Annotated in this window: 20 protein-coding genes; 1 reads left to right on the top strand and 19 read right to left on the bottom strand. The window is 50.9% G+C overall.

The genetic code is table 11. The features are described 5' to 3' along the window. Positions 1-11: 11 nt before the first annotated feature. The 16 genes from FHS19_RS07700 to FHS19_RS07625 all read right to left on the bottom strand — a co-directional run bounded on the left by FHS19_RS07700 (position 12) and on the right by FHS19_RS07625 (position 18,266). Positions 12-1,430 (bottom strand): sulfatase family protein, encoded by a 1,419-nt coding sequence (locus tag FHS19_RS07700; protein ID WP_183580923.1) that lies wholly within the window; start codon positions 1,428-1,430, stop codon positions 12-14. A 14-nt stretch (positions 1,431-1,444) separates the two neighbouring features. After that, positions 1,445-1,999, bottom strand: coding sequence for an adenylyl-sulfate kinase (gene cysC / locus FHS19_RS07695; protein ID WP_183580920.1), 555 nt, complete (start codon positions 1,997-1,999; stop codon positions 1,445-1,447). A gap of 17 nt (positions 2,000-2,016) precedes the next feature. Continuing rightward, the gene (locus FHS19_RS07690) at positions 2,017-3,021 is read right to left on the bottom strand and encodes a Gfo/Idh/MocA family protein (RefSeq protein WP_183580917.1); all 1,005 of its coding nucleotides are present in this window, start codon (positions 3,019-3,021) and stop codon (positions 2,017-2,019) included. Then, positions 3,018-4,436, bottom strand: coding sequence for a sulfatase family protein (locus tag FHS19_RS07685; RefSeq protein WP_183580914.1), 1,419 nt, complete (start codon positions 4,434-4,436; stop codon positions 3,018-3,020). Before FHS19_RS07685 ends, FHS19_RS07690 begins: the two co-directional genes overlap by 4 nt. Before the next feature lie 34 nt (positions 4,437-4,470). Then, entirely contained in the window at positions 4,471-5,274 is an 804-nt protein-coding gene (locus tag FHS19_RS07680; RefSeq protein ID WP_183580911.1) for a sugar phosphate isomerase/epimerase family protein, read from the bottom strand. A 49-nt stretch (positions 5,275-5,323) separates the two neighbouring features. Then, positions 5,324-6,454 carry a Gfo/Idh/MocA family protein gene (locus tag FHS19_RS07675; protein ID WP_183580908.1) on the bottom strand — a complete coding sequence of 377 codons (1,131 nt, stop codon included), beginning with the start codon at positions 6,452-6,454 and terminating at the stop codon, positions 5,324-5,326. A gap of 145 nt (positions 6,455-6,599) precedes the next feature. After that, positions 6,600-7,508, bottom strand: a complete 909-nt coding sequence (locus FHS19_RS07670) for a carbohydrate ABC transporter permease (protein WP_246426450.1) — start codon at positions 7,506-7,508, stop codon at positions 6,600-6,602. Continuing rightward, the gene (locus FHS19_RS07665; protein WP_145133505.1) at positions 7,505-8,371 is read right to left on the bottom strand and encodes a carbohydrate ABC transporter permease; all 867 of its coding nucleotides are present in this window, start codon (positions 8,369-8,371) and stop codon (positions 7,505-7,507) included. The genes FHS19_RS07670 and FHS19_RS07665 overlap by 4 nt, the downstream gene beginning before the upstream one ends. 21 nt (positions 8,372-8,392) lie before the next feature. Further along, positions 8,393-9,724 carry an ABC transporter substrate-binding protein gene (locus FHS19_RS07660; protein ID WP_183580905.1) on the bottom strand — a complete coding sequence of 444 codons (1,332 nt, stop codon included), beginning with the start codon at positions 9,722-9,724 and terminating at the stop codon, positions 8,393-8,395. A 166-nt stretch (positions 9,725-9,890) separates the two neighbouring features. Further along, a complete protein-coding gene (locus FHS19_RS07655; protein WP_183580902.1) occupies positions 9,891-11,405 on the bottom strand; it encodes a response regulator in 1,515 nt (504 codons plus the stop codon). Then, entirely contained in the window at positions 11,380-13,206 is a 1,827-nt protein-coding gene (locus tag FHS19_RS07650) for a sensor histidine kinase (RefSeq protein ID WP_183580899.1), read from the bottom strand. The genes FHS19_RS07655 and FHS19_RS07650 overlap by 26 nt, the downstream gene beginning before the upstream one ends. A gap of 243 nt (positions 13,207-13,449) precedes the next feature. Then, a complete protein-coding gene (locus FHS19_RS07645) occupies positions 13,450-14,862 on the bottom strand; it encodes an MDR family MFS transporter (RefSeq protein ID WP_183580896.1) in 1,413 nt (470 codons plus the stop codon). A 155-nt stretch (positions 14,863-15,017) separates the two neighbouring features. Further along, positions 15,018-15,485, bottom strand: coding sequence for a MarR family transcriptional regulator (locus FHS19_RS07640; protein WP_183580893.1), 468 nt, complete (start codon positions 15,483-15,485; stop codon positions 15,018-15,020). A 101-nt stretch (positions 15,486-15,586) separates the two neighbouring features. Further along, entirely contained in the window at positions 15,587-16,501 is a 915-nt protein-coding gene (locus tag FHS19_RS07635) for a tetratricopeptide repeat protein (RefSeq protein ID WP_183580890.1), read from the bottom strand. A gap of 191 nt (positions 16,502-16,692) precedes the next feature. Next, entirely contained in the window at positions 16,693-17,430 is a 738-nt protein-coding gene (locus FHS19_RS07630; protein ID WP_183580887.1) for an SDR family oxidoreductase, read from the bottom strand. A gap of 119 nt (positions 17,431-17,549) precedes the next feature. Beyond that, complete coding sequence (locus FHS19_RS07625; protein WP_183580884.1) at positions 17,550-18,266, bottom strand: MerR family DNA-binding transcriptional regulator; 717 nt, start codon at positions 18,264-18,266, stop codon at positions 17,550-17,552. Between the two features lie 203 nt (positions 18,267-18,469). Between FHS19_RS07625 and FHS19_RS07620 the strand changes: the two genes are divergently transcribed. Beyond that, the gene (locus tag FHS19_RS07620; RefSeq protein WP_183580881.1) at positions 18,470-19,546 is read left to right on the top strand and encodes a GntR family transcriptional regulator; all 1,077 of its coding nucleotides are present in this window, start codon (positions 18,470-18,472) and stop codon (positions 19,544-19,546) included. A 139-nt stretch (positions 19,547-19,685) separates the two neighbouring features. Here the strand turns inward: FHS19_RS07620 and FHS19_RS07615 are convergent, their stop codons facing one another. Genes FHS19_RS07615 through FHS19_RS07605 form a run of 3 tightly spaced genes read right to left on the bottom strand, consistent with a single transcriptional unit; the run spans position 19,686 to position 21,179 of the window. Next, on the bottom strand, positions 19,686-20,327 hold the full coding sequence (locus FHS19_RS07615) for an acyltransferase family protein (RefSeq protein WP_183581509.1): 642 nt from the start codon (positions 20,325-20,327) through the stop codon (positions 19,686-19,688). Further along, complete coding sequence (locus tag FHS19_RS35620) at positions 20,234-20,503, bottom strand: acyltransferase family protein (RefSeq protein WP_183580878.1); 270 nt, start codon at positions 20,501-20,503, stop codon at positions 20,234-20,236. The genes FHS19_RS07615 and FHS19_RS35620 overlap by 94 nt, the downstream gene beginning before the upstream one ends. Further along, positions 20,496-21,179 (bottom strand): GDSL-type esterase/lipase family protein, encoded by a 684-nt coding sequence (locus FHS19_RS07605; RefSeq protein ID WP_183580875.1) that lies wholly within the window; start codon positions 21,177-21,179, stop codon positions 20,496-20,498. Before FHS19_RS07605 ends, FHS19_RS35620 begins: the two co-directional genes overlap by 8 nt. Positions 21,180-21,346 lie beyond the last annotated feature (167 nt).

The following is a 21,346-nucleotide window of genomic DNA, read 5'->3' as shown; positions in this document are numbered from 1 at the left end:
ACCGTTAGCCATTAATGGCGGGACGTAGCTGCCTGATCAAACCGCTCCCGCCGCGGATCCCGCTGCCATTCGTCCCAGCTCATGCCGGAAGCCGACAAAATTTGCTCGATCCGCCTCCGGAACGGCAGCCCGGCCTCGGCGAGCTGCCGCATCATCGGGTCCTCGCGGCCGCCGAGCTTGCTGATGACCCATTCGCTGAGTTCCTGTTCGAATCGATCGGCGAGATCCGGAAGTTGATCTGCCAGATTATCTTTTTCCTCCGGGTCGTCGATCAGGTCATACAGCTCCCTCGGCGGACGGGTAAACGGCCCGGAATCGTACGTGCGAATGAATTTGTATCTCGGTGTCCGGATGGCTCTGGCCGCCTGCCAGGCACATTCGCTCAAGAATACCTTTTCCACGGTTCCCTCGGCTTCTCCACGGATCGCCGGCCATAAACTTTTGCCGTCCAGCCCAATAGGATCTGCAAGCAGAGTAAGGTCAATATGTGGCGGGTGCTCATGACGAATGGAATCCAGAACGGTAGGCAGCAGGTCTACCTGCTGAACCAGCCCCTGTACCCTCCTTCCGGCGGGAATTCTTCCCGGCCAGCGCATGATGACGGGAACATGGACGGTCGGTTCGTACAATCCGCAGTGGTCCCAGTATATATCGTGCTCCGTCAGGCTTTCCCCATGATCCCCAAAAAGAATCAGCAGGGTATCCTCGGCGATCCCCAAATGCTCCAGATGGTCGTCCAGCTCCTTCAACCGGTCGTCCAAATAACGGATTTCGGCGTCATAGAGCGCATCATAGTAAGCACTGTCCGTTACCGGGCCAACCAGATCGTAGTGATGGTGTTTAAAAAACGGATAGGCCGGGTGATTATACGCCTGCTCCATGCTGCGGTTGGCCGGATCATAGGGGTCGCGGCCGCTGTCGTAAAATTCGGGAACATAGTCTTCTGGCGGCAGATAAGGCGTGTGGGCATCCCAATAATGGAGGAACAGAAAAAAATCCTCCTCCCGATGCGCCTCAATCCACGGGAATGCCAGCTCGTTGACCGTCACGCCGTCGATCCAGCGGTTGCCGCCGACGCTGTTCGTGTAATAACGGTAGCCTCTGGCGAACCATTCCTTCAATTGATACAAATTGTCTACCGCCGAGGTTGTGAATCCGGCACTACGCAGCATCGTCGGCAGCCACGGCATTGACTTCGGCAGATGAGTCAGCTCAGAGCCATGCGATACAACGCCAGTCGTGAGTCCGATTTTGCCCGTAAATATCCCGGTATGCGCCACTTCGGTCGGAATATCCGCGGCGTACGCCCGTTCGAAGAGAACGCCTTGAGCGGCGATCCGGTCTATATGCGGACTCGTCGGCTTGGCGTAACCATACCCGCTTAACCGGGAAGCGCGAAGTGTATCCAGTGAAATCAATATGATCTTCATCCGTCTTTGTCCTCCTAAGGAGCTGCCTTTTTTAGCGGTGCCCTGCGATTCAGCCAGGATAGAATCTGATCACTGTTGTGCTGAAGCGAATGGGATGAGGTGCAAATCGTGATGTCGGGATCGGAAGGGATGTCGTAAGGATCGGATATTCCGGTGAAATGCTTCACCTCTCCCCGCCTTGCTTTTGCATACAGACCCTTCACGTCACGACGTTCGCATTCCTCCAAAGGACATTTAACATACACTTCGACGAATCCCGGGATTTCCTTTCTGGCGTAGTCTCTCATTTCAGCATATGGGGTGATGGCGGATACAAGCACATGGACACCGTTGCGGGCGAGCAGCTTGGAAACGTAAGCGATTCTTTTGATGTTCTCAAACCGCTCCTCACGGCTGAAACCGAGGCCTTTGCATATCGTCTCCCGCAGCTCGTCGCCGTCCAGCAGCTCCGCGCGCACTCCCCGCTGCAGCAGCTCATTCGCCACGTAACGGGCCGTCGTCGTTTTGCCGGCGCCCGAAAGGCCGGTAAACCATAATACCGTTCCTTTCTCTTCCTGCCTTATGTTCATTCTTAAGTACCTCCTGCTTATGGGCTGGTCGGCACCTCTACGGGTATTCCGCCGGACTGATGCGATCGTATGGCCGCTTCGATGACTTCCTGTGCGGCGAGCGCATCCGAGCCGGAAGCCTCGATATCTTCGGGGGAAACTCCTCCCTTGATCTGTTCGATAAAACGGTTGATCCGGTGCTTGAACGTGTCGTCAAAGCCCTGCATCCCGCCAAACAATGGATTACGCAGCACCGTAAGCTCATCCGATTGATGCGGATAATACGTCATGCTCTCATAGACGTTGTCGATGACGATCCGGCCCATGGTGCCGCCAGCTTCACAAAACTCGATCGGGTGGCGCATGGAGGCGTCGTAACTGCCGGTCAGATGACCGACCGCTCCTGAAACGAACTCCATGTTAACGGAAACGGTCGACCACGAGCTCCGACCCGGCGCCTTCGTCATGAATGCCTGCACCCGCTTCACGTCGCCGGCGAAGTAGCGCATGACGTCGATCGAATGCGGATGCAGCGCACGCAGGTGCAGCCACTCCGTATCCTCCTGCCGGTTCGCGATGGTAAGCCGCATGTTCATATACAGCATGGAACCGAGCTTGCCTTGTTCGATGATTTCTTTAGCCTTGTACGCAGCGGGCGTAAAGCGGTGGTTAAGATTGCAGGCAAGCCTTACGCCTTTTTCCCGGGCCAGGGCGACCATGCTGCGGGCCTCTTCGATCCGGTTCGATATTGGTTTCTCGACGAGCACGTCTTTTCCTGCTTCCATCGCGATGACAGCAGGCTCGAAATGATGGCTTCCCTTCTCGACTCCCGCCGTCGCTACGGCCACGATATCCACAGACTCCGCGGCGAGAAGCTCACGCAGATCCGTGTAGAAAGGAACACCATGCTCGAGTCCCGCCGCCTTGGCGCGGTCCGGCATCAGGTCGCATACGGCGACAAGCTCCGTATCCGGGTGCTGCTTGTAAGCACGGCAGTGAATCTTGCCAATATTATTGACACCGACGACAGCAACCTTGATCATCGGGATTCCGCCTTTTCCTTCGCCTGCAGCGAACGCGCCTTTTTGATCGATCCAATGTGCAGGGAATCATACACTTCCTGGGACGAGGTGAATTTCTTGCCTGTTCCATGCCAATTCAAATTGGTATAGATCGGGTTCACTCTCTGGGTCTCCTGCTCTCTCTTCGCAATATGATCTTCCATCCGTTTCGTTAGCAGCGCAACGACCTCCGGCTCCTGCTCCGCGACATTATGATTCTCTTCGGGATCCAGAATGAGATTATACAGCTCCACCTCAGGCTTGAAATGGAAGTCCGGTTCAAGCGCCCGGATTAGCTTCCATTCCGGTGTACGCCAGCCATGCTTGCGCATCCAGGTGCACTCGGTAATATAAAATTCACTGATCCGGTTCCGCTCCTCGCCTGCGACCGTCTTGCGCAGACTGCGCCCATCGAACTTGGTCTCCGTCGTAATGCCAAGCAGATCAAGAACCGTCGGCATCACGTCTGAAATGACGGTGACGTCGGATACCCGCTTCCCGGCCGGCACGCGGCCCGGAAACTTGATGATGAGCGGGACGACCAATGTGCAGTCGTACATCCCATGATGGTCGAAATAACAGTCGTGCTCATACAGCGTCTCGCCGTGATCGGCGGTGATGATCACGAGCGTATCGTCTTCCAGGCCCATCGCGCTGAGTTTGGCAAAGATGGTTTGAATGCAGGCATCCATATAGGCGACGGCCCCGTCATACTGCGCAGTCACGTATTCCTGGTCGGTTACGCCTTCCGGAATCCATGATTTCAAAAAATCGGCAAACGGTTTGAAGGCGTAAACCGGTTCCATGGAGCGGTTGCCGGGATCCTTTTCGTCACTGCCATAAAACATCCGTTCATACGGCGCGGGCGGCAAATAAGGCGAATGCGGATCCATATGCCGCAAAAAGAGGAAAAACGGTTTGTTGTCCGCTGCCAAGCGTTCCAGCTCCGGTACGGCGACTTCGTTCAAATTTTGCGCTTTCGGCGTTCGTCCCGTTTCATCGGGCAGCCAAGACTCGTAATCCAGATACGTATCGAATCCACGCGAGGACGGATTGCCGGTAAAACCGATACAAGTCGTGTTATAGCCGTGATCACCCAGCGTTTCGGCCAGAGTCTGCACATGATCGCCTAATGGTCCTTCATGGCGGAGTGCCACGACGTCCGTTCCGAATACGTCCATGCCGGTCAGCATAGATGCGTAGGCCGGGGTGGTCGGAATGCTGGGACTGAAATGCTTCTCGAACAGGACACCGTCCTTCGCTACGCGGTCGATATACGGGGTCGTCAGCTTTTCGTAACCATACGAGCTCATATGATCGCGCCGAAGGCTGTCGATACCGAAAATGATCACGTTGGGCTTACGCTTAGGCTCGTTTTTACGCTTACGGTTGCTCATGTCGATTGAGTTCCCTCCTTACCAAAAATGGATTTTACCGTGCGCTCAAACTTTTGAGGATTGCATTCAAGTAGCCATACGATTCGGCGGCAACGATCGAAACCTGTGCCAGCGAGTGTTCCGGTGAGGCACCGATGACCTCTAACACAACCGGGCCGTCGTACCCCCCGTCCACCATGGCTTTGCAATATCCGAACAAATCAATGTCTCCCCTTCCGCACGCCTGCAGCTCTATTGGACCCGGTCCTTGCTCCCTCCCCAGGCAGTCGCGGATATGGATGTGTTTCACCCGTGTTAACACGGCGGGCAGTGCCTCTTCGGCCCGTTCGCCGGCGCGGTGAATATGGCTTGGGTCCATGTCTATGCCGAACGCCGGGGAGGGAATCTCCCCCATGGCCCGCAGCGTTGTCGGCGTATTGTGGATCGCGTTGCCTACATGGGCTTTGACGCACAGCGTTACGCCAAATGACGCTGCCTTCTCAGACATGATGGCCAGTTTATCGATCGATGCATTGAGGTCTTCCTCGACATTCATCTTGCCGCCTGGACCGACGTTCACGATCGGGATATTCATCTCGGCGGCCGCCTCGAACGCAGGAAGCAGCCTCTGTTCATCCAATGATGCCACTTCAGTCGACAGGAACGTCAAACCGTTCTCCTGAACGATTTCGAGCAGCTCGTTCTTCTGCTCCTTCCAGCGGATAAGGTCCAGATGTTCGCACATGCCCTGAATCGCGGCAATCTCGACTCCGTCGTAGCCGCAGAGCGCGATTTGCTTCGCCGCTTCCGCAAAGCTGAAATGCTTGAATAATACGGAATTGACCCCTAACTTGATCATCTCGAGTTTTCCTCCTTGTTCTTCGGATAATGGATAATGTCTACACTCCTTACTTCAAGTACAGCGGATCCCCATGCAGCGGAGGCAACGGATGCGGCCGAACGACTTCACCGCCGAGTTCGTAAGACTCCTGAACCGCATGAACGTATTCCAATACGGCCAGTGCATCGCGACCGCTGGCGCGCAGCTGGTCCTGTGACACCTTGTTCTCTACATCCTCCAGGAAGGCGTGGAGCCGGTTGTTGAACGTCCGGTTAAAATCGTTTGTTCCGAAATCGGTGACGACCGGTTCCGGTTGAACGCTGATCGCGGCGATGCCTTTCTCCGCTTTCCAGAACGAAACCTTCTCGACGCAATTTTCGATGCAGAACGTTCCCTTGGATCCAGCCACCTCCAAGCTCCACCAGCCGCCGAGTCCATACACCGCATCGCCCCGCTGGCTAAGCAGATACCCTACGCCGCCATTGGCAAACTTGACATGAATGCTGTTGATGGACACCATCACGTCACCGGCACTGCGGCGGAACCCCGGCCGGTCCGAGAACGTTTGGATGTGGGTGATGTCCCCGCAGAAATGCCGCATCACGCTGAAGGGATGCGTTAAAAACGCCCGCATGTGAAAATACGGATGTCCGCTGATTTTCGCGGAGCCGGCAGGCGCATAATTCGCTTCGCCGCCATTGAAGCCCATCTTGGCGAGGCAGTAGACTAGCTCGCCGATTTCTCCGCCGTCCATGTATGCCTTCGCCTTCTCGGCTGGAGCCGTGAAATAGTGATTCAGGTTGCAGCCGAGATACACTTTCTGCTTCTCTGCGAAGGCCACCAGTTCGCGGCCTTCGCGGACATCATTGCACAGCGGCTTTTCGACGAGCACATGCTTGCCGTAACCGATCGCTTCCATCGCCGGCTCGAAATGCCAGCTTCCGTTATCGATCCCTCCGGTCGTAATGTCGACAACCTGCAAATCCGGTTCATTCTCGATCATGTCCTTCACGCTGTAATAGGCTTTTACACCGTGTCTTTCCGCAGCGGCATCCGCACGTTCCCGAACGACGTCGCACACCGCTACGACGTCCGCCAATTCGTCTTCCTTATAACAATTGGCGTGGTTATTCCCGATTCCATTCATGCCGACGATTCCGATTTTGACCGCCATTTCCTCATCCCTTTCATCCGTCATTGATTCGTTGCCCCACAAGCAGAAGATCTGTAACCGTTTTCTAATAACATCATAATCCCCGTGATTTCCGGATTCATGGTCGATCGGGACAGAAACCGTACCGATCCGGACGATTTGTTAAGCACATTCAGCCGGGGTCATCCTTCTATCCTTTGACCGCCCCTGCCGTCATCCCCGCCACGATTTTTTTGTTAAAGAAAATAAAGAGAATGAGCGGCGGGATCGAGATCAGCACGATATCCGCAAACAGCAAGTTCCACGACGTCGTGAACCGGCTCATGAAATTGTACAGCGTCAGCTGGATCGTGGCGTTGTCCGCGCCGGGGAAAAAGTAAAGCGGATTGACAAAGTCGTTAAACACATTGATGGACGTCAAAACGATCACGGTCGAGGTGACCGGCTTCAATAGCGGAAAAATGATGCTCATAAATAACCGGCCGCCTCCGCATCCGTCGATCAAGGCGCTCTCATCGACTTCGCGGGGAAGCGTCGCAACGAATGCTTTGTACAAAATCGCCGCAAACGGAAAATGAAGCGCGACTTCGATCAGCGTGATCCCCGCCAGCGTCTTGAACAAGCCGATGGAATCGAGCACCCAGATCGTCGGCACGATGGCCGGCGGAATCATCAATCCGGCGAGCACAAGAAAATTAATGAAGGAGGACGTCCTCCCGCCTTCCCTGCGCTGCAGCACGAAACCTGCCATCGCCGCCACAACAACGAGGATGCTGATGGACAGGACGGTGAGCAGCGTGCTGTTGATGAATGCGCGGATCAGCATATAATCCGAGGCGGTCAGGACGGCTTTATAATTGTCCAGAAAATGAAAGCTGGTCGGCCAAGCCATGCTCATATCCGCGGATTCCGCCTGATTTTTAATCGAATTGATGATGACAAAGTAAAAGGGAATCCAAAAGATCAAGGTGCTCAGTACCAGAGCCACGACACCTATCGTGATTCTCTTCACGCGTTTGGTTAGCCTGCCTTCAACATGCTCGCTCCTGCTTCCACGAATGCCCTTGATCATGTGATCGCTGCTTAGACCTTTGCTCATAAGTTCACCTCGCTTTTCGTCAGGAACTTATAGAGCGGAAACGCCAGCACCGAGACAGCGATGAACAAGATCACGTTACCGGCCGTTGCGAGCCCATAAAAACCAGCCTGGTACTGCTTATATATGATGGAGGCGATCAGGTCAGTCGTGAAACCGGGTCCTCCCTTCGTCATCGCCCAAATCAAATCGAAGGAGCGCAGGCCGCCGATGAAGGCGAGGATAATGACGGAGTTCATGGCCGGCCGGCTCAGCGGCAGCGTGATGTTCCAAAAAGCGGAATAGTTGTTCCCTCCGTCGATCTTCAAGGCCTCGTAATATTCCTGGGGAATCGCCGATATTCCCGCGATGTAGATGACCGTCGCGACGCCGACACCCTTCCAGACATCGACCATCGCAACGGACAATAATGCGATTTTGGTATTGCCCAGCCAATCCGGTCCGGTGATGCCGAGAGAGGCCAGAACGGTGTTGAACATCCCGTGCGAAGGGTGCATCATCGTGGAGAAAGCGATCCCCACGGCGATCGTACTGAGCAAGGTCGGAAAAAAAATGACCGAACGCAAGTAGTTTTTGAACAGGACCCTTGATGTCAGGAAGGCACCGAGCAGAAGACCAAGCACGACTTTTAACCCGCAGGTCACGACGGCATACACAAGCGTGTTCCGGAAACCGATGCTCAGCGACGTTTCGGAGAAGAACGTGGCATAGTTCTCAAAGCCGATATACGTCCATTTCGTTAAGGTCCATCTCGTCATGCTGAAGAAAAACGACAGGATGGTTGGGAGCAAATAAAAGACGAAGTATATGATGCCGGCTGGTAGTAAAAAGAAATACGAATACGTTCTCATCTTGGTTTTGGTCATGAAGTTCTCCTTTCTCGGCGATTACCAGCCAGGAAGATTCAGCTGCTGCGCCTGTTTCTCCACGTCCTTGTCGTAGTCTTCGGCCCCTTTCTTGCCGGTGCTGATGCCGCTGCCGACGGCAACCGTGATGTTTTCGAGGTTCGGTCCTTTGACCGGGGAGACAAATTCAAGCGCCGGAGCAGTGTGCCCCTCGTCGAAATAATGCTGCATATCTTTCACGGCACCGTAAGAATCGTCCGGCAGTGTGGCGCCTTTGATCACGTATGGTCCCGCCGCTTTTACCTTGGAAGCGAACACAGCCTGCCCTTCCGGAGAGACAAAATACTCCACCCATTTCTTTGCCGCGTCGGCGTTTTTGGTGTCTTTGTTGATATACAGGCCGCTCGGCATCCAGATGGTCAGCCCGTTTACGTCCGCGCTGTCGCTTGGCTGGGCGAAAAATCCGATGTCGTCGATCTGGTCCGGCGTATTGGCCATGATCGTATCGAGTCCGCTGGACAGCATCGGGTAATGCACGCCTTCGCCGGTAGCCAGCATTTTCAGCGCCACGTCATAGGTCGTTGCCAGAAAATCCTTATTCATATAGCCCTTCTTGTACACTTCTTCAATCTTTTCGAAGCCGCGGAGCGCCGCAGGCGTGGTCGCATACTTGACCTTGTTAGCCGTGTAATCCGCCGCGAAATTCGGAACCTGCGCCTGAACGTTATAAAAGTCGGCCAGCACGAACAACTGCGAAGTCCAAGTATCCTTGTAGGATGCAAGTACGGCGGTTTTGCCGGCGGCCGTGATTTTCTCGTTGTTGGCCATAAACTCATCCCATGTTTTCGGTACGGACAGGCCAAGGTCGGCATAAACCTTTTTGTTGTACAAAATGCCCCCTGCATTGGTGGAGCCGACAGGAGCGCCGTACACTTTATCGCTGGCTGTGACGACCGTCTTGAAGGAATCAAGCACATTCGTCATAAAAGGTTCGTTCGTGACGTCCATAAAGTGCTCTTCCGGATTCAGCGCCAGGAAAAGCGATCCGGTGTTATAAACGAGCAGATCATCCATATCGCCGGTGGCCAGGCGCGTCTTGACCAGATTATCACCTTCCCCGCCGTCCGGTTTAATATCGAATTCGATGGCGATATTCAGCTTTTTCTCAGCCTCCGCCGCTACTGCCTTCAACGCCTCCAGGGTTGTACCGGTGTTGCCGACCATCAAGGTCAGCGTCGTCTTTTTTGAAGTTGAACCGGCGGTTCCGGTATCGCCTTCGGCGGCATTGCCCCCTCCCCCACAGCCTGCGAGCAGCGTCATCATCAACACGATACTGGTAACGAATGCAAGCAGTTTGCTCTTCGTCATCCTCATGTTTCACAACCTCCCCTAACTGATTCCTTCATTTGATCCTGCGGATTGCTAAAAGGTTGAATGCGTTTCGATGGAAGAAACGATGCAGCATCAAGGGCCCGGGTTCCCTCGTATGTTAAGATTAGATGGTTTACGGAGGGGTGAACACCTGTGTTTTTGCCCATTTTCAGGGGGTGAATTTTCTTTTTTGCCTTTGAGCGTATGTTTTAGGGGGGGCGCCGACGATTCGCTTGAATACATGGCTGAAGTGCTTCGGGTCTTCATAGCCGACAAGTCTGCTGACATCTGTGATGCGAGCTCCCTCACGCAGCAGGGTTTTGGCTGCTTCGATCCGGTGCCTGATCAAATAATCTGAAAAAGTATGCCCCGTCTGGGTTTTAAACAAGCGTGACAAATAACCGAGGCTGACGTGATGTTCCGCAGCAAACTGCTGAAGTGAAAGATCATGCTGATAATTCGAATGGATCAGATTTAACAAAATGGGGACGAGTTCTTTGGGTTTCTGATCTAGAGGTGTCTGCCCCCCGAACAGCCCGAATACTTTACGGGTGAGCCAGCCGGACAATTCGTCATACGTTGTGAATTCTTGAAGGACATGAATATCTTCATGGAGCGCGGTGATTCGGGTACCCCGCTTCGAGGAAGCATGTAGGTTATATTTGAGCGAATAGAAAAGATCACTTACGAACATCATGAGCTGCTTTAAAGTCAGTTGATGATGCTTCAGTTCATAGACCATGCTGTGGATCGACTCTTTTCCTTTTTGGATTTCCCCCTGCGTGATAAAATTTTGGAGCAGCCTGGCCCGATCCCATATTTCACCGATTTCCGCCTCTACACTGCGCGTGTCCGGAGTCACAAATGTGGACATTCCGAACTTCCTCTGCTCCTCGATCATTTGGTTCAACGACGTATAGCTGGAGTGCAGGGACTCCCCCCTCTGCTTGACCACATAGCCCATATGCACTTGAATTCCGGAGCGGGTCAGTTGTTGATAAAGCGTTTGAAGGCAGGATGTGCAATAAGCAATGAGATGCTCATTATCTAGGGCTGCCAGGAGGACCTTACGCTTTGCGCCAACGTCGATGCAGTGGATGTCTTGTTCCCGGAGCTGCGTCAGAAATAACGATTTTATGCTGCCGTCCAACATGTCTTCTTCGCCTACTTCCGTGATATGGACTTTTGTTTGCAGTAATGCTGCGAAATATAGACTTCCGGTAACGGTTGACGTATACTCATTCTCCGGGCTCTCTGAAGATAAGAGCATCTGTGCGACAGCTGCATGCATACGTTCGGTTTTTCTTTTCGTATCGTTTGTAATATGAAGGAGCGTCTGGTCGATGGCCGCGTATAAAACCTCCTTGCGGACAGGCTTCAGCAAATAGTCGATGACTCCCAATTTCATTCCCTGCTGGGCATAGGTAAACTGGTCATGCACGCTCAGCACGATGGCTTTGAGGTCAGGATGGACGCCGATTAACGCTTTGATCAATTCCAGCCCGTCCACACCCGGCATCGTGATGTCGGTTAATACCAGGTCGGGCGTGTTCACATAGGCTGCGGCCAACGCTTCATCTCCGCTGCCAAACGCAAAAATGCGGTGCTCCGCTTCATAGATCCGGAATAATTCGACGAGCTCCGCAAGCGCCCAATGCTCATCCTCCACCAGAAATATATTCATCCGAAGCCTCCTCCCGATTCCAGTTGTCTTGATCCGTAAACGGCAGCGTGATCCGGACGGTCGTCCCTCTGCCTTGGCTGCTCTCCAGCTCCATCCCGTATTCGGCTCCATAGAACAGCCGGATCCGTTCACGGATATTGCTGAGTCCGATTCCATATGACTGGTCTTGAATGCGGCTCGAATGTGCAGTATGCTGGAGTGCATTCCTCAGCTCTTCCAGCTGCTCCTTATCCATGCCTTGGCCGTTATCGGACACCTCGATGACGAACGAACCGCCGCTTTGCATAGCCTGAAGTTCGATCCTGCCGCCGGCTTTCATTTTTCCCAGTCCATGAATCATGGCGTTTTCGATCAGCGGCTGAATCGTTAATTTCAAAACCGATGCTTGGAGCAGATGCTCAGGGACGGACACGTGAAGCTCGAACCTGCTGCCGAACCGATGATGCTGGATGTTCATGTAATTATCGATATGGTTCAGCTCCTCCCGGAGGGGCACCGGGTGCTGCAAATTTTTCATACTGTACTGAAACAGCTCTGCGAGCGATTCCGACATTTCAGCAACCTCCTCGATTCCCCGGACACGGCTGATCGATTTCATGATGTTCAGCGTGTTGTACAAAAAATGAGGATTGATCTGCGCCTGCAGCGCCGATAACTGGGCATTTTTCTCCGCCAATTTGGATTCGTACACTTCGCTGATTAAACGGGAAATGCTGTCCAGCATATTGTTGTAAATCCGGCTCAGCCTGCTGATTTCGTGATTTCCTGTAACGGCCATGTACTGGCTGAAATCACCTTGTTCGACCCGCGTCATTTTCTTCATCAAGTTACGCAGCGGGATCGTAATCTGGTGGGATAAAATATAAGAAACGAAGGCGATCAGAACTGTGGCGAGCAGCCCGGCTAGAACGAGGATATATTGCGATTTCTTCTGCTTGGACAATAAAAAATCTTTCGGCGTAAGAATAACCGTATTCCATTTGGTATAATCCGAATGCTCGATCGTGTACAGGTATCGCTGACCCATCCACGTCAGTTCCCCCGAGTGAGGCGATTTCTGAAATGCGGACTTGCCCAGTCCTGAATGGGTGTTACCGGTCAGTTCGTCCTTGTCATCGTAAACGATGTCTCCCTGGTCCGTAACGATGAGAACCCTCATGCTCCGCTCAAATTCATTGGCATCGGACATGACGAGCATGTCATTAATAACGTTCACATTGATGTTAATCTTCATATACGCGAGAATATCCCGGTAAGGAATGCGGTTGATGTTCCGCACGAATGAGATGACCTTCTCCCTGCGGTCTCCCCCGGTATTTTCCTCACAGACGGGAAGCAAAATGAACTTGTTTTTAATAATTTCGGCTGTCCGGGGATACCAGATTTCATCTTTCAGATGAAAACTGACTTTAGGTCCGCTGGCTTTCGATACAAAATAAGCATTTTGGTCTAAAGTAAATAAGTAAATGCTCTGCAATTGGGATCGCGACTGTAAATGCGTGAACAGCCGATTGTTGATCGTGAGTTCGATTTCGTTCTGTATTACAGGATCGCCTGCGTGGTAATGATCGATCAGGCTGCTTTGGATGATGGAATCCCCGATGATCGACACGGATAATTTTTCAATGTCCTGTACATACAGCTCGAACGTCCTGCTGAACTGCCTCGTAATCGTATCCGATAGCGCGAACGTCTGGCTTTTGATATCGCTTACATTTTTGTAGTCGAACATCAGGCAGGTCAGCGTCACGATAAACAGGGATACCGCCGAGAATGCGATAAACATTTTTGTCTTCAGCAAATAGTCGTTCCACCGTTTGATAGGCCTCTCCTCCCTTTATCCATGCCATGTTCTTGATGAAATCCTCCTATTTCAGATCGCTCTGATCACCACCTTTCTCCAACGGCTTATCGTTGTCTTTCCTTAGATGCCTATGCGCCGGATGATTGTCCTGTATTCGCTAACCGCCGTCTGGAACCCTTGTCACACAAAAAAACGAATGCCCGGCGGCATCCGTCCCTTATGGAAGCTGTGCGATGATCGTTATGATGCGCTTTTTTTATGGGTAAGGAAAAGGCCCGGGATGAAGATGACCGCAAGGACAATGGCGGATACGAAGAATGCTGCATGATAACCCTTCAAGCCGTTGGCTATCGTTGGCTGCACTCCGCGCAGGGCTGATGCGACGACGGTTGCGATAACCGCTGAACCAAAGCTTGAACCCAGGTTTTCAATCATATTGATCCCGACACCTGCTTGCGGAAGTTGTTTGCTGTCGAGCCCTGTATAAGCGTCACTCGTAAGCGGAAGCATAATTCCTCCAAAACTGGTACCCCGGATGAACAATACGATGGAAACCCAGATCATACCTGTCTGACCGGTGATAAAGATCAGCGGAACGGATCCTATAAGCGATATGACAAGGCTGACCAGAACTACGTATTTCGCGCCGATCAGATCAATCATTTTTCCGATCAGCGGCCGGGTAACGAGCATCCCGATACCTTGGGGAATTAACGCAAGCGCTGCTTCAATGGCCGTGAAATGCCGGATGTTTTGGAAGAACAACGGCAGGATGATCATCGGACCCATGACGGCAAGATTCGCGAAGAACAAACCAATACTCGATGCTGTGAAGCTCTTGTGCGCAAATAAATTCACTGGGAGCACGGTTTGATTTTTTCGGATCCGATTATATACGAAGTAAATGACGGCTAACGCAACACCCACGCCAACCCACAAGATGGTTTCACGATTGTTAAAGGATGCATGGTCCGCTGCTTTCGTAATGCCGTATATCAATGCCGCACTCATGAAGGACAAATCAATAATTCCAAAAACATCGAGTTTACTGTCTTTGTCAAACGGTTCAAAGTCGGGAATCTTTTTCATCATCAGGGGCGCAGCAATCAGAACTATGAACACGTTGATGAAGAATATCCAATGCCATGATGCGCCTTGAACGATAAAGCCCCCGATGACTGGCCCAAGGATTGGTCCAAGAATCATAGGCGTGCTGACGATGGCCATCACTCTCCCCACATTTTCCCGACCTGCGGTTTGAACCAATAGGGTTGGCATGAGTGTGGTAATGACCCCAGCGCTGAATCCTTGAAGCAAACGAAAAAAGATGAAGCTGGAAATATCCCAGCTTACGCCGACTAAAACAGAAATGACACCAAAGGCGATCACCGCTCCAATAAAGATTCTCTTTCCGTTACATGTATTCATAAGCCATCCGCATACAGGAACTGCAATCGCAAGGGCTAAAATATAACCTGTAATGGACCATTGAACGGTATCCAATGTCGTGTTGAAATCCTTAGTTAGTTGGTCGATGGCGATGTTCACCATCGTTGAGTCCAGCATGGGGGCAATGGCTCCAAGGGCAATCGCCCAGGCGGCGATGAGAATTTCTTTGGATAATCCTGATTCCTTGGCTTTAACTTTTGCCATGTTCATCACCTCTCAGAAGGTTGTTGTTTGTTTCCTTGTCAACAATAACGCTAATTTGTTTCCATGTCAACAAAATATTCGTAACAAAAAAGCAGCCATGCTCCATAGAGCCGACTGCTTGTGGTTTCCTATTTATTATTCGAATTTGCTCCAACTTAATGAATACCAATGCCCTGTTTCTTAATTTCTGCATTTAAATGCCTGCGATACGCTTCGATGAAGCGAAGCATACTGTCAAATTGTTCCTCGGTTACCTGCTCAAATACGGCTTGATCACGCTCTTGAAACTCTTGGTGCAGTTTCTCATGAATGTTATAAATGTCTTCTCCTTGCTTGGTAAGCTTAAAATAGATTTCTTTCTTGTTATCCGGCTTCTGATAGCTTTCGATCAGGCCTTTCTCCATGAGCTTCTTCGTTAACTTACTCAGGGCACCTCTCGTCATATAAAGGGACTCTGCAAGTTTGGTGACGTTGGGTTCCGCGTTTTTTCCAATGGCTTCGATGCAATGGACTTCAGAAGGTTTATGCCCCTTAAGGCTCTCTTCCATTTTCGATTTATTAAGCCAAGCCATCTTGTTAAATAAGTCCCTGAAATCCAACATAACCTGTTCTTGTTTGTTCATGGTCCGCCCTCCCGCCCGTTGTTGCATGATCCTATTATATTGAGATTTTGTTTCTATTTCAACAATATGCCCTATTGGCGTTTATTCAAGCATGTTGTCATTTATTCATGATACTCGGGATGATGATGCCGCTCGCATCCAAACAAGTAGCAGCTGGACCGCAAGGAAGTGTCATATTTCATGGGAGGATTATAGCCTGCCGAAATACGCTGGAGCAGCCCCTCATATGTCTTCTGTTCATCAGCTAGTTTCTGGAAATACTCAGCTATTTCATCCTCCGTCCAATCGTCGTCAAACACCTCTTTGTCCGCGTCGCCGATGTCCGCAGTTTTTTGCTGAATGACTTCACTAAGGACTTCATGTGCGCGTGCAACCTTGTTGATTTTCAGTAAAGCGTACACAAAGCGGCTGACCCAGTCCGGAGTCTTCCAGTATAACTTCCAGCCTTTTTCAAACCATTCAACGGCCTGCTCAAAGGAGTCCAATTCAACATACAATTCCGCCACTTCGACCTGGCCGACAAATTCTTCATCTTCTTCGGAAAAGGCGTCCAGTTTTCTTTTGGCTTCCTCCGCTCTCCCAAGCTCGATCAAGCATTTCATATGGCTGTACATCGCATAATCGGAGGGCTGTGCACAAAGCTGAAAATAGTCGGCAGCAGTCTGAATATCACCCAAATGATACCTCGCGACGGCTAGGTTATTGTATGCTTCCTCCGAAGGCTGAATCGCTAAGGATCGGACCAGTATGTCCGATGCTTCCTGCCATTTTTCCATAACGATATAAACCTCACCTAACAAATTATATGGAAAATAAGATGCCGGTTTCAAAGCAATGGCCTCTTGGAGCAATGCCAAGGCTGCCTCGTAATCTTCCTCTTCATGCACAAAGATCCACGCAAGATTGCTCAAGGATTGAACATCCCGTGATTCTTCTACGGCCTGTTTGAAAAGCGATAGCGCTTCATCGTATTTGTTTTGTTCAAGGCACGAGATGGCCTTTTGATTCGTATTCAAACGGTGTTTTCTCCTTTGAGCTTAGGTTATAGACATGATGCAGCATATCAGTCGCTACACCAAAATGTTATGCGCTATAACCCTCTGTGACAAGCTAAAAAATGAGTATAACCAAACAAAGGAAAAAAGCTCCCGCTGCCGGAAGCTATAATGACCAGGTTCATCCGCGGTCGCAGATGACACATCGTTATTTAGTTGAAACCGCCGTTAACCCGGATCGTCTGCCCCGTGATCCACCGGGACTTGTCGCTGACCAGCAGCTCGACCGCATTCGCGATGTCCTCCACTTCCCCGAGACGACCGAAGGCATTCATACGGCGATAGGAATCGATCAGTTCTTCTGATTTTCCGTTCAAGAACAGCTCAGTGGCTACTTGTCCTGGGGCGATGGTGTTAATCGTGATACCTTTGGGGCCGAATTCTTTGGCCAATTGACGGGTTATCTGTTCGACGGCACCCTTGGTTGCCGCGTAAATGCTGTAACCCGGGAGCATAGCTCCTGCAACCGAAGTTGAAAAATTGATGATTGTCCCGCCTTGCGCCATATGCAGGTTTGCTTGCTGGCAAGCGAAATACGTTCCTTTCACATTGATGTCAAAGTTTCGGTCGAACAATTCTTCCGTTACGTCCGCTATCGTTGCAACTTCCATAATGCCGGCATTGTTAACCAAGATATCCACGTGTCCGAACCGCTCCAGCGTCTTCGTAAACAACGCTTCAACTTCGCTTAGCTTGCCAACATTGGCGCGGATGGCAGCGGCTTCCCCACCAGCCTGTTCAATCGATTTCACCAATTCGTCCGCTTTAGCCTCATTCGAGATATAATTAACGACCACCTTCGCGCCGGCTTCTGCCAATTGTAACGCAATTTGTCTTCCGATCCCTCTCGATGCTCCGGTAACGATGGCAACTTTTCCATTCAAACTCATATCCGATTCTCTCCCTTTATTGTGTATTGGCCGTGCCGTTTTTCCCATGCCCGACCTTATGTACTCATTATAGGGAAAGATGGTTTGACATCGTTAGAACATACCTATTCAATTCTTGCCTATTTCTCTTCGGAGAAGGATTGGAGCTCAATGTAGCTCATCATTTCGGATATGCCGTTCATTTGGTTTTTCAACTGCTCATTCAGCTTTTGCAGAGCCACCTTGAAAGAGCGTTCAATCGCGGCGAGATCAGATGTCTCTAAAGCGGCAAGGAGCTGCTTCATATTTTCAATAAAATAGACGGTTTTCCTTAGACTGCTCAGCACGATGATCTTTTTTAATTCTCCCGACGTAAAAACCCGATATCCATTTTCCGGGTTCCGTTTGGAGCGGATGAGCCCCTCCTTTTCCCAATGCCGGATCGCCGAGGGGTTTACACCAGCGATTGCGGCCACTTCCCCGATCTTCATTTCTTCCGTTACGTGGATATTCCTGTACTTGGAGAAGTCGGTTTTTTGGATCAGGCCCATGATCTCTTCCACGCGTTGTTTCTCTACCTGAATGTTGTATTGGTGGAGATTGATTTTCCAAAGGGCCTGTTCGACGTACCCTTTTTTTAGCAAACTCATGACATCGTAACTGACCGGGATTTCGAATCCTTTGATTAAGGCACGTAAAGCAATGAATGCTTGAACATGAAGTGGTGTGTAATATCTCCGGTTACTGGCTGTGCGAGGTACATCTGGCACCAAACCGAGTTCTTCATATCTTCGCAAGGTGGTGGTGCTGACATGAAGTCTCGTGGCCATTTGCTTCGGCGTATAGTTTGTGTCCATGGACGGTCCCTTTCCTTAAAGTAAAACCGTAAACTTAAGTAACCATATTATAAGAATTAAGTGCCGTCCCCACAAGGATTACTGGATATATCCGCATCCATACGGCGCTTTTGCCGCTTGTTTCAAACCTTGCAGCGCAGAACCATATATTTTACGCCGATGTACGATATAATTAGGGATATGTCTATAAGAGGTGAACCTACATGAGCAAGAACGACTCAACATTGCCCAAGTACCAGTTAGTGAAGGATTACGTGCTGTTGCAAATAGAAAATAAAGAGCTTGGCACCCATGACCGAATTCCGAGCGAATCCGAGTTCTCCAAACTGCTGGATGTCAGCTCGATTACGGTGCGGAAGGCGCTGGCGGAGCTGGTCAATGAAGGAGTCATTTACCGCATTCGAGGCAAAGGGAGCTTTGTCGCCGATCCGGCCGTTTCTGTACATAAAACATCCAGCTATGTAACATTTATGATTTCCGGCAATGAAATGTATGACGCTTCGTATATGCAGATCATTAAAGGGATTCAGTCGTTCGTAAACCAGCAGGACTGCAAGCTCATCATTGAATTTGTGGAAAACGACGTGGATCAGGAACGCGAAGTCATTCAAAAGCTGATCCAATCCGAGAACCGGGGACTGCTAATTTATTCCGCCCATCCGGAATTGGCCAAAGGATATTTGAGCGAGATTCGCAGACAATCGATTCCCTTTGTCATGCTTGATCGTTTTCCTGCCGGCTATCCCGTCAATTGTATTACTTGCAACAACCATGACGGCGCCTACGAAGCCGTGGAGTATTTGATTGCCCAAGGTCATCAAAAGATCGGGTTTGCTGCTTATGATTTTCATTTGAGCACCGAGGTTGATCGGTTTACCGGCTACCGGAATGCCATGACTCATGCCTCCCTTGCCCCGGTTGACGAACTGATGTACCTGGAGCGGCATCTGGACTATTCCAAGCTATGCAGACAAATTCAACAAGGCGAGCTGACCGCACTTTTCTGCGTGAACGACCGGCGGGCGCTAGAAGTGATCGAGCAGCTAACCCAACGGGGCGTCAAGATTCCCGAACAAGTATCCATTATGGGCTTCGATGACATCGAAAGCGCCAAATACGCCAAAGTATCGCTGAGCACCGTCAAGCAGAATTTTGATGAACTCGGTTACGAGGGGGCAAAGCTATTGTTCGAGAGCAGCAGCAGTGATACGCCCAACAGTTACAAAAAGGTATTGCTGTCCACCCAGCTTGTCATACGCGAATCGGTCAAGAAGCTGTAGCCTTGCTGCGGCCGGTCCTAAAAAAACCGAATGTGTTATAGCAGGGTCGTTGTTTTGCAACCTAAAAACTCTAGGATTTCATGGAAAAGCGTTTGTCTGAATTCCCTCCTTTTCGCTATAGCCATAGCGAAAAGGTCTCTCAAGGTACTTCCAGGATATCGCTGCGATGACCAGAACGGCGGGTCCCGCAGATCATCCAAATTAGAACGGCCAGTCCGGCAAATCCTATGACATCCGTTGCGATTGTCGAAATGCCAGGTCTCCCCCTCTCCTCGATGGCCGGATTACCTGCGGGCCGGCACAGAGCAAGTCCGGCTCCCATCAACAGCGAGAACGCACGCGTGTCGGTTCCATAATACACCCGGCTCGTATCCAGCAGCCCCGATACGTAGAGGAAGAACATGGCCAAGGCTGAAGCCAAAGCGCCCATAAGGACCAGCGCCAACATAATCTTGCGGTTGGTAATGAAGCGGAGCCCCAGCATGAGCAAACCCGGCCAGACCAGATAAAACTGCTCTTCAATGGCTAAAGACCAGAAATGCATGAGCGGCGAAGCCGTACCGAATCGCGAAAAGTAAGCCGTATCGTTAACGATAAACCACCAATTGGTTACATACAGCAAGGACGCTGCAGTATCGCCCCACAAATCGGCCAAACGCGAGGTGTGAAACACGGCGAGCCAGACGATCACGATGAGCAATACGGAGCACAGGGAGGAAGCAGCCTCCAGGCGCGCCGGATCCAAAAATCCCGCAAGTCGATCCGCCCGGTTCCTTCCCACTGCCGGATGAGCAGATCCGTAATCAAATACCCCGATAAAACAAAGAACATGCCGACACCCAAAAATCCGCCGGGAAACCATCCCAAATTCAGATGGTAAGCAATGACTGCGCATACAGCCAGCGCCCTGATCCCATCTAGACCGGGGATATAGCGAGCTTGTCCCGGATTATTCATGACTTGTCATATTCAGATGGCTTTCCGCTTTTTTAAGAAACAGAGGATAAAACTCATCTTTGAAGTGAACGCCATCCTCGACATGAAGATCCGAACCCGTCTGGAAAATGGACGACAAGTCGATATAGTCCACTGTTTCATTATCGGCCATCTGTTTCAGCGAACGGTTATAGTCTGGAATTTGTTTGTATCGCGGTTCTTCTTTTATTACTTTGTCCGTCACCGGCGTAACCGATAGGACGTGGATGTTCACTTTCGGTACGGACTTCCGGATTTCCTCGATCAGCTTGGCATAATGGTTCATCGAATTGGCGATAGGATCGTCAACCGGCATAAGCCGGTCATTGGATCCAAGCATGATGAACACATGATGCGGCTGCTTTGCGGCGATTTGATCCACGTCTTCAATGGCAAATTGAGCGGTTGCTCCCGCATTGGCGATGGTTTGACTTTTGTCCACCCATTTAGCGATCTTTTCTACAAACGAATCCCCGGCGAACATGCTGGAGGCAAACGCCGACGGTGCAGAATTTGCTCCTTCGTCCGTTTCCTGAGTCACTGATTGCGGTGTATCCGTTGAAACGGAGTTGCCATTCTCACCTCCTGAGTTATTACAAGCCGAGATGGAACAAGCCATCGCTCCGGACAGCAGAATGAACCCCATTTTTTTCTTCATGATGAAGAACCTCCTTATGATCTGTACTTTTATCTCTGTTCGTAAGACAGCATAAAGGAGCTATATCAAGATCAGATAAAGATGGAATCAACAAGAACTAAAGATTAATTCGCTAAGCCGGACAGTAAAAATTACGCCCATCCTGCACTAAGCAGAACCGGCGTTGT

The sequence above is a fragment of the Paenibacillus rhizosphaerae genome, assembly GCF_014192015.1.
Lineage (GTDB): Bacteria > Bacillota > Bacilli > Paenibacillales > Paenibacillaceae > Paenibacillus_AQ > Paenibacillus_AQ rhizosphaerae.
This window is presented reverse-complemented; position numbering and strand designations above follow the sequence as displayed.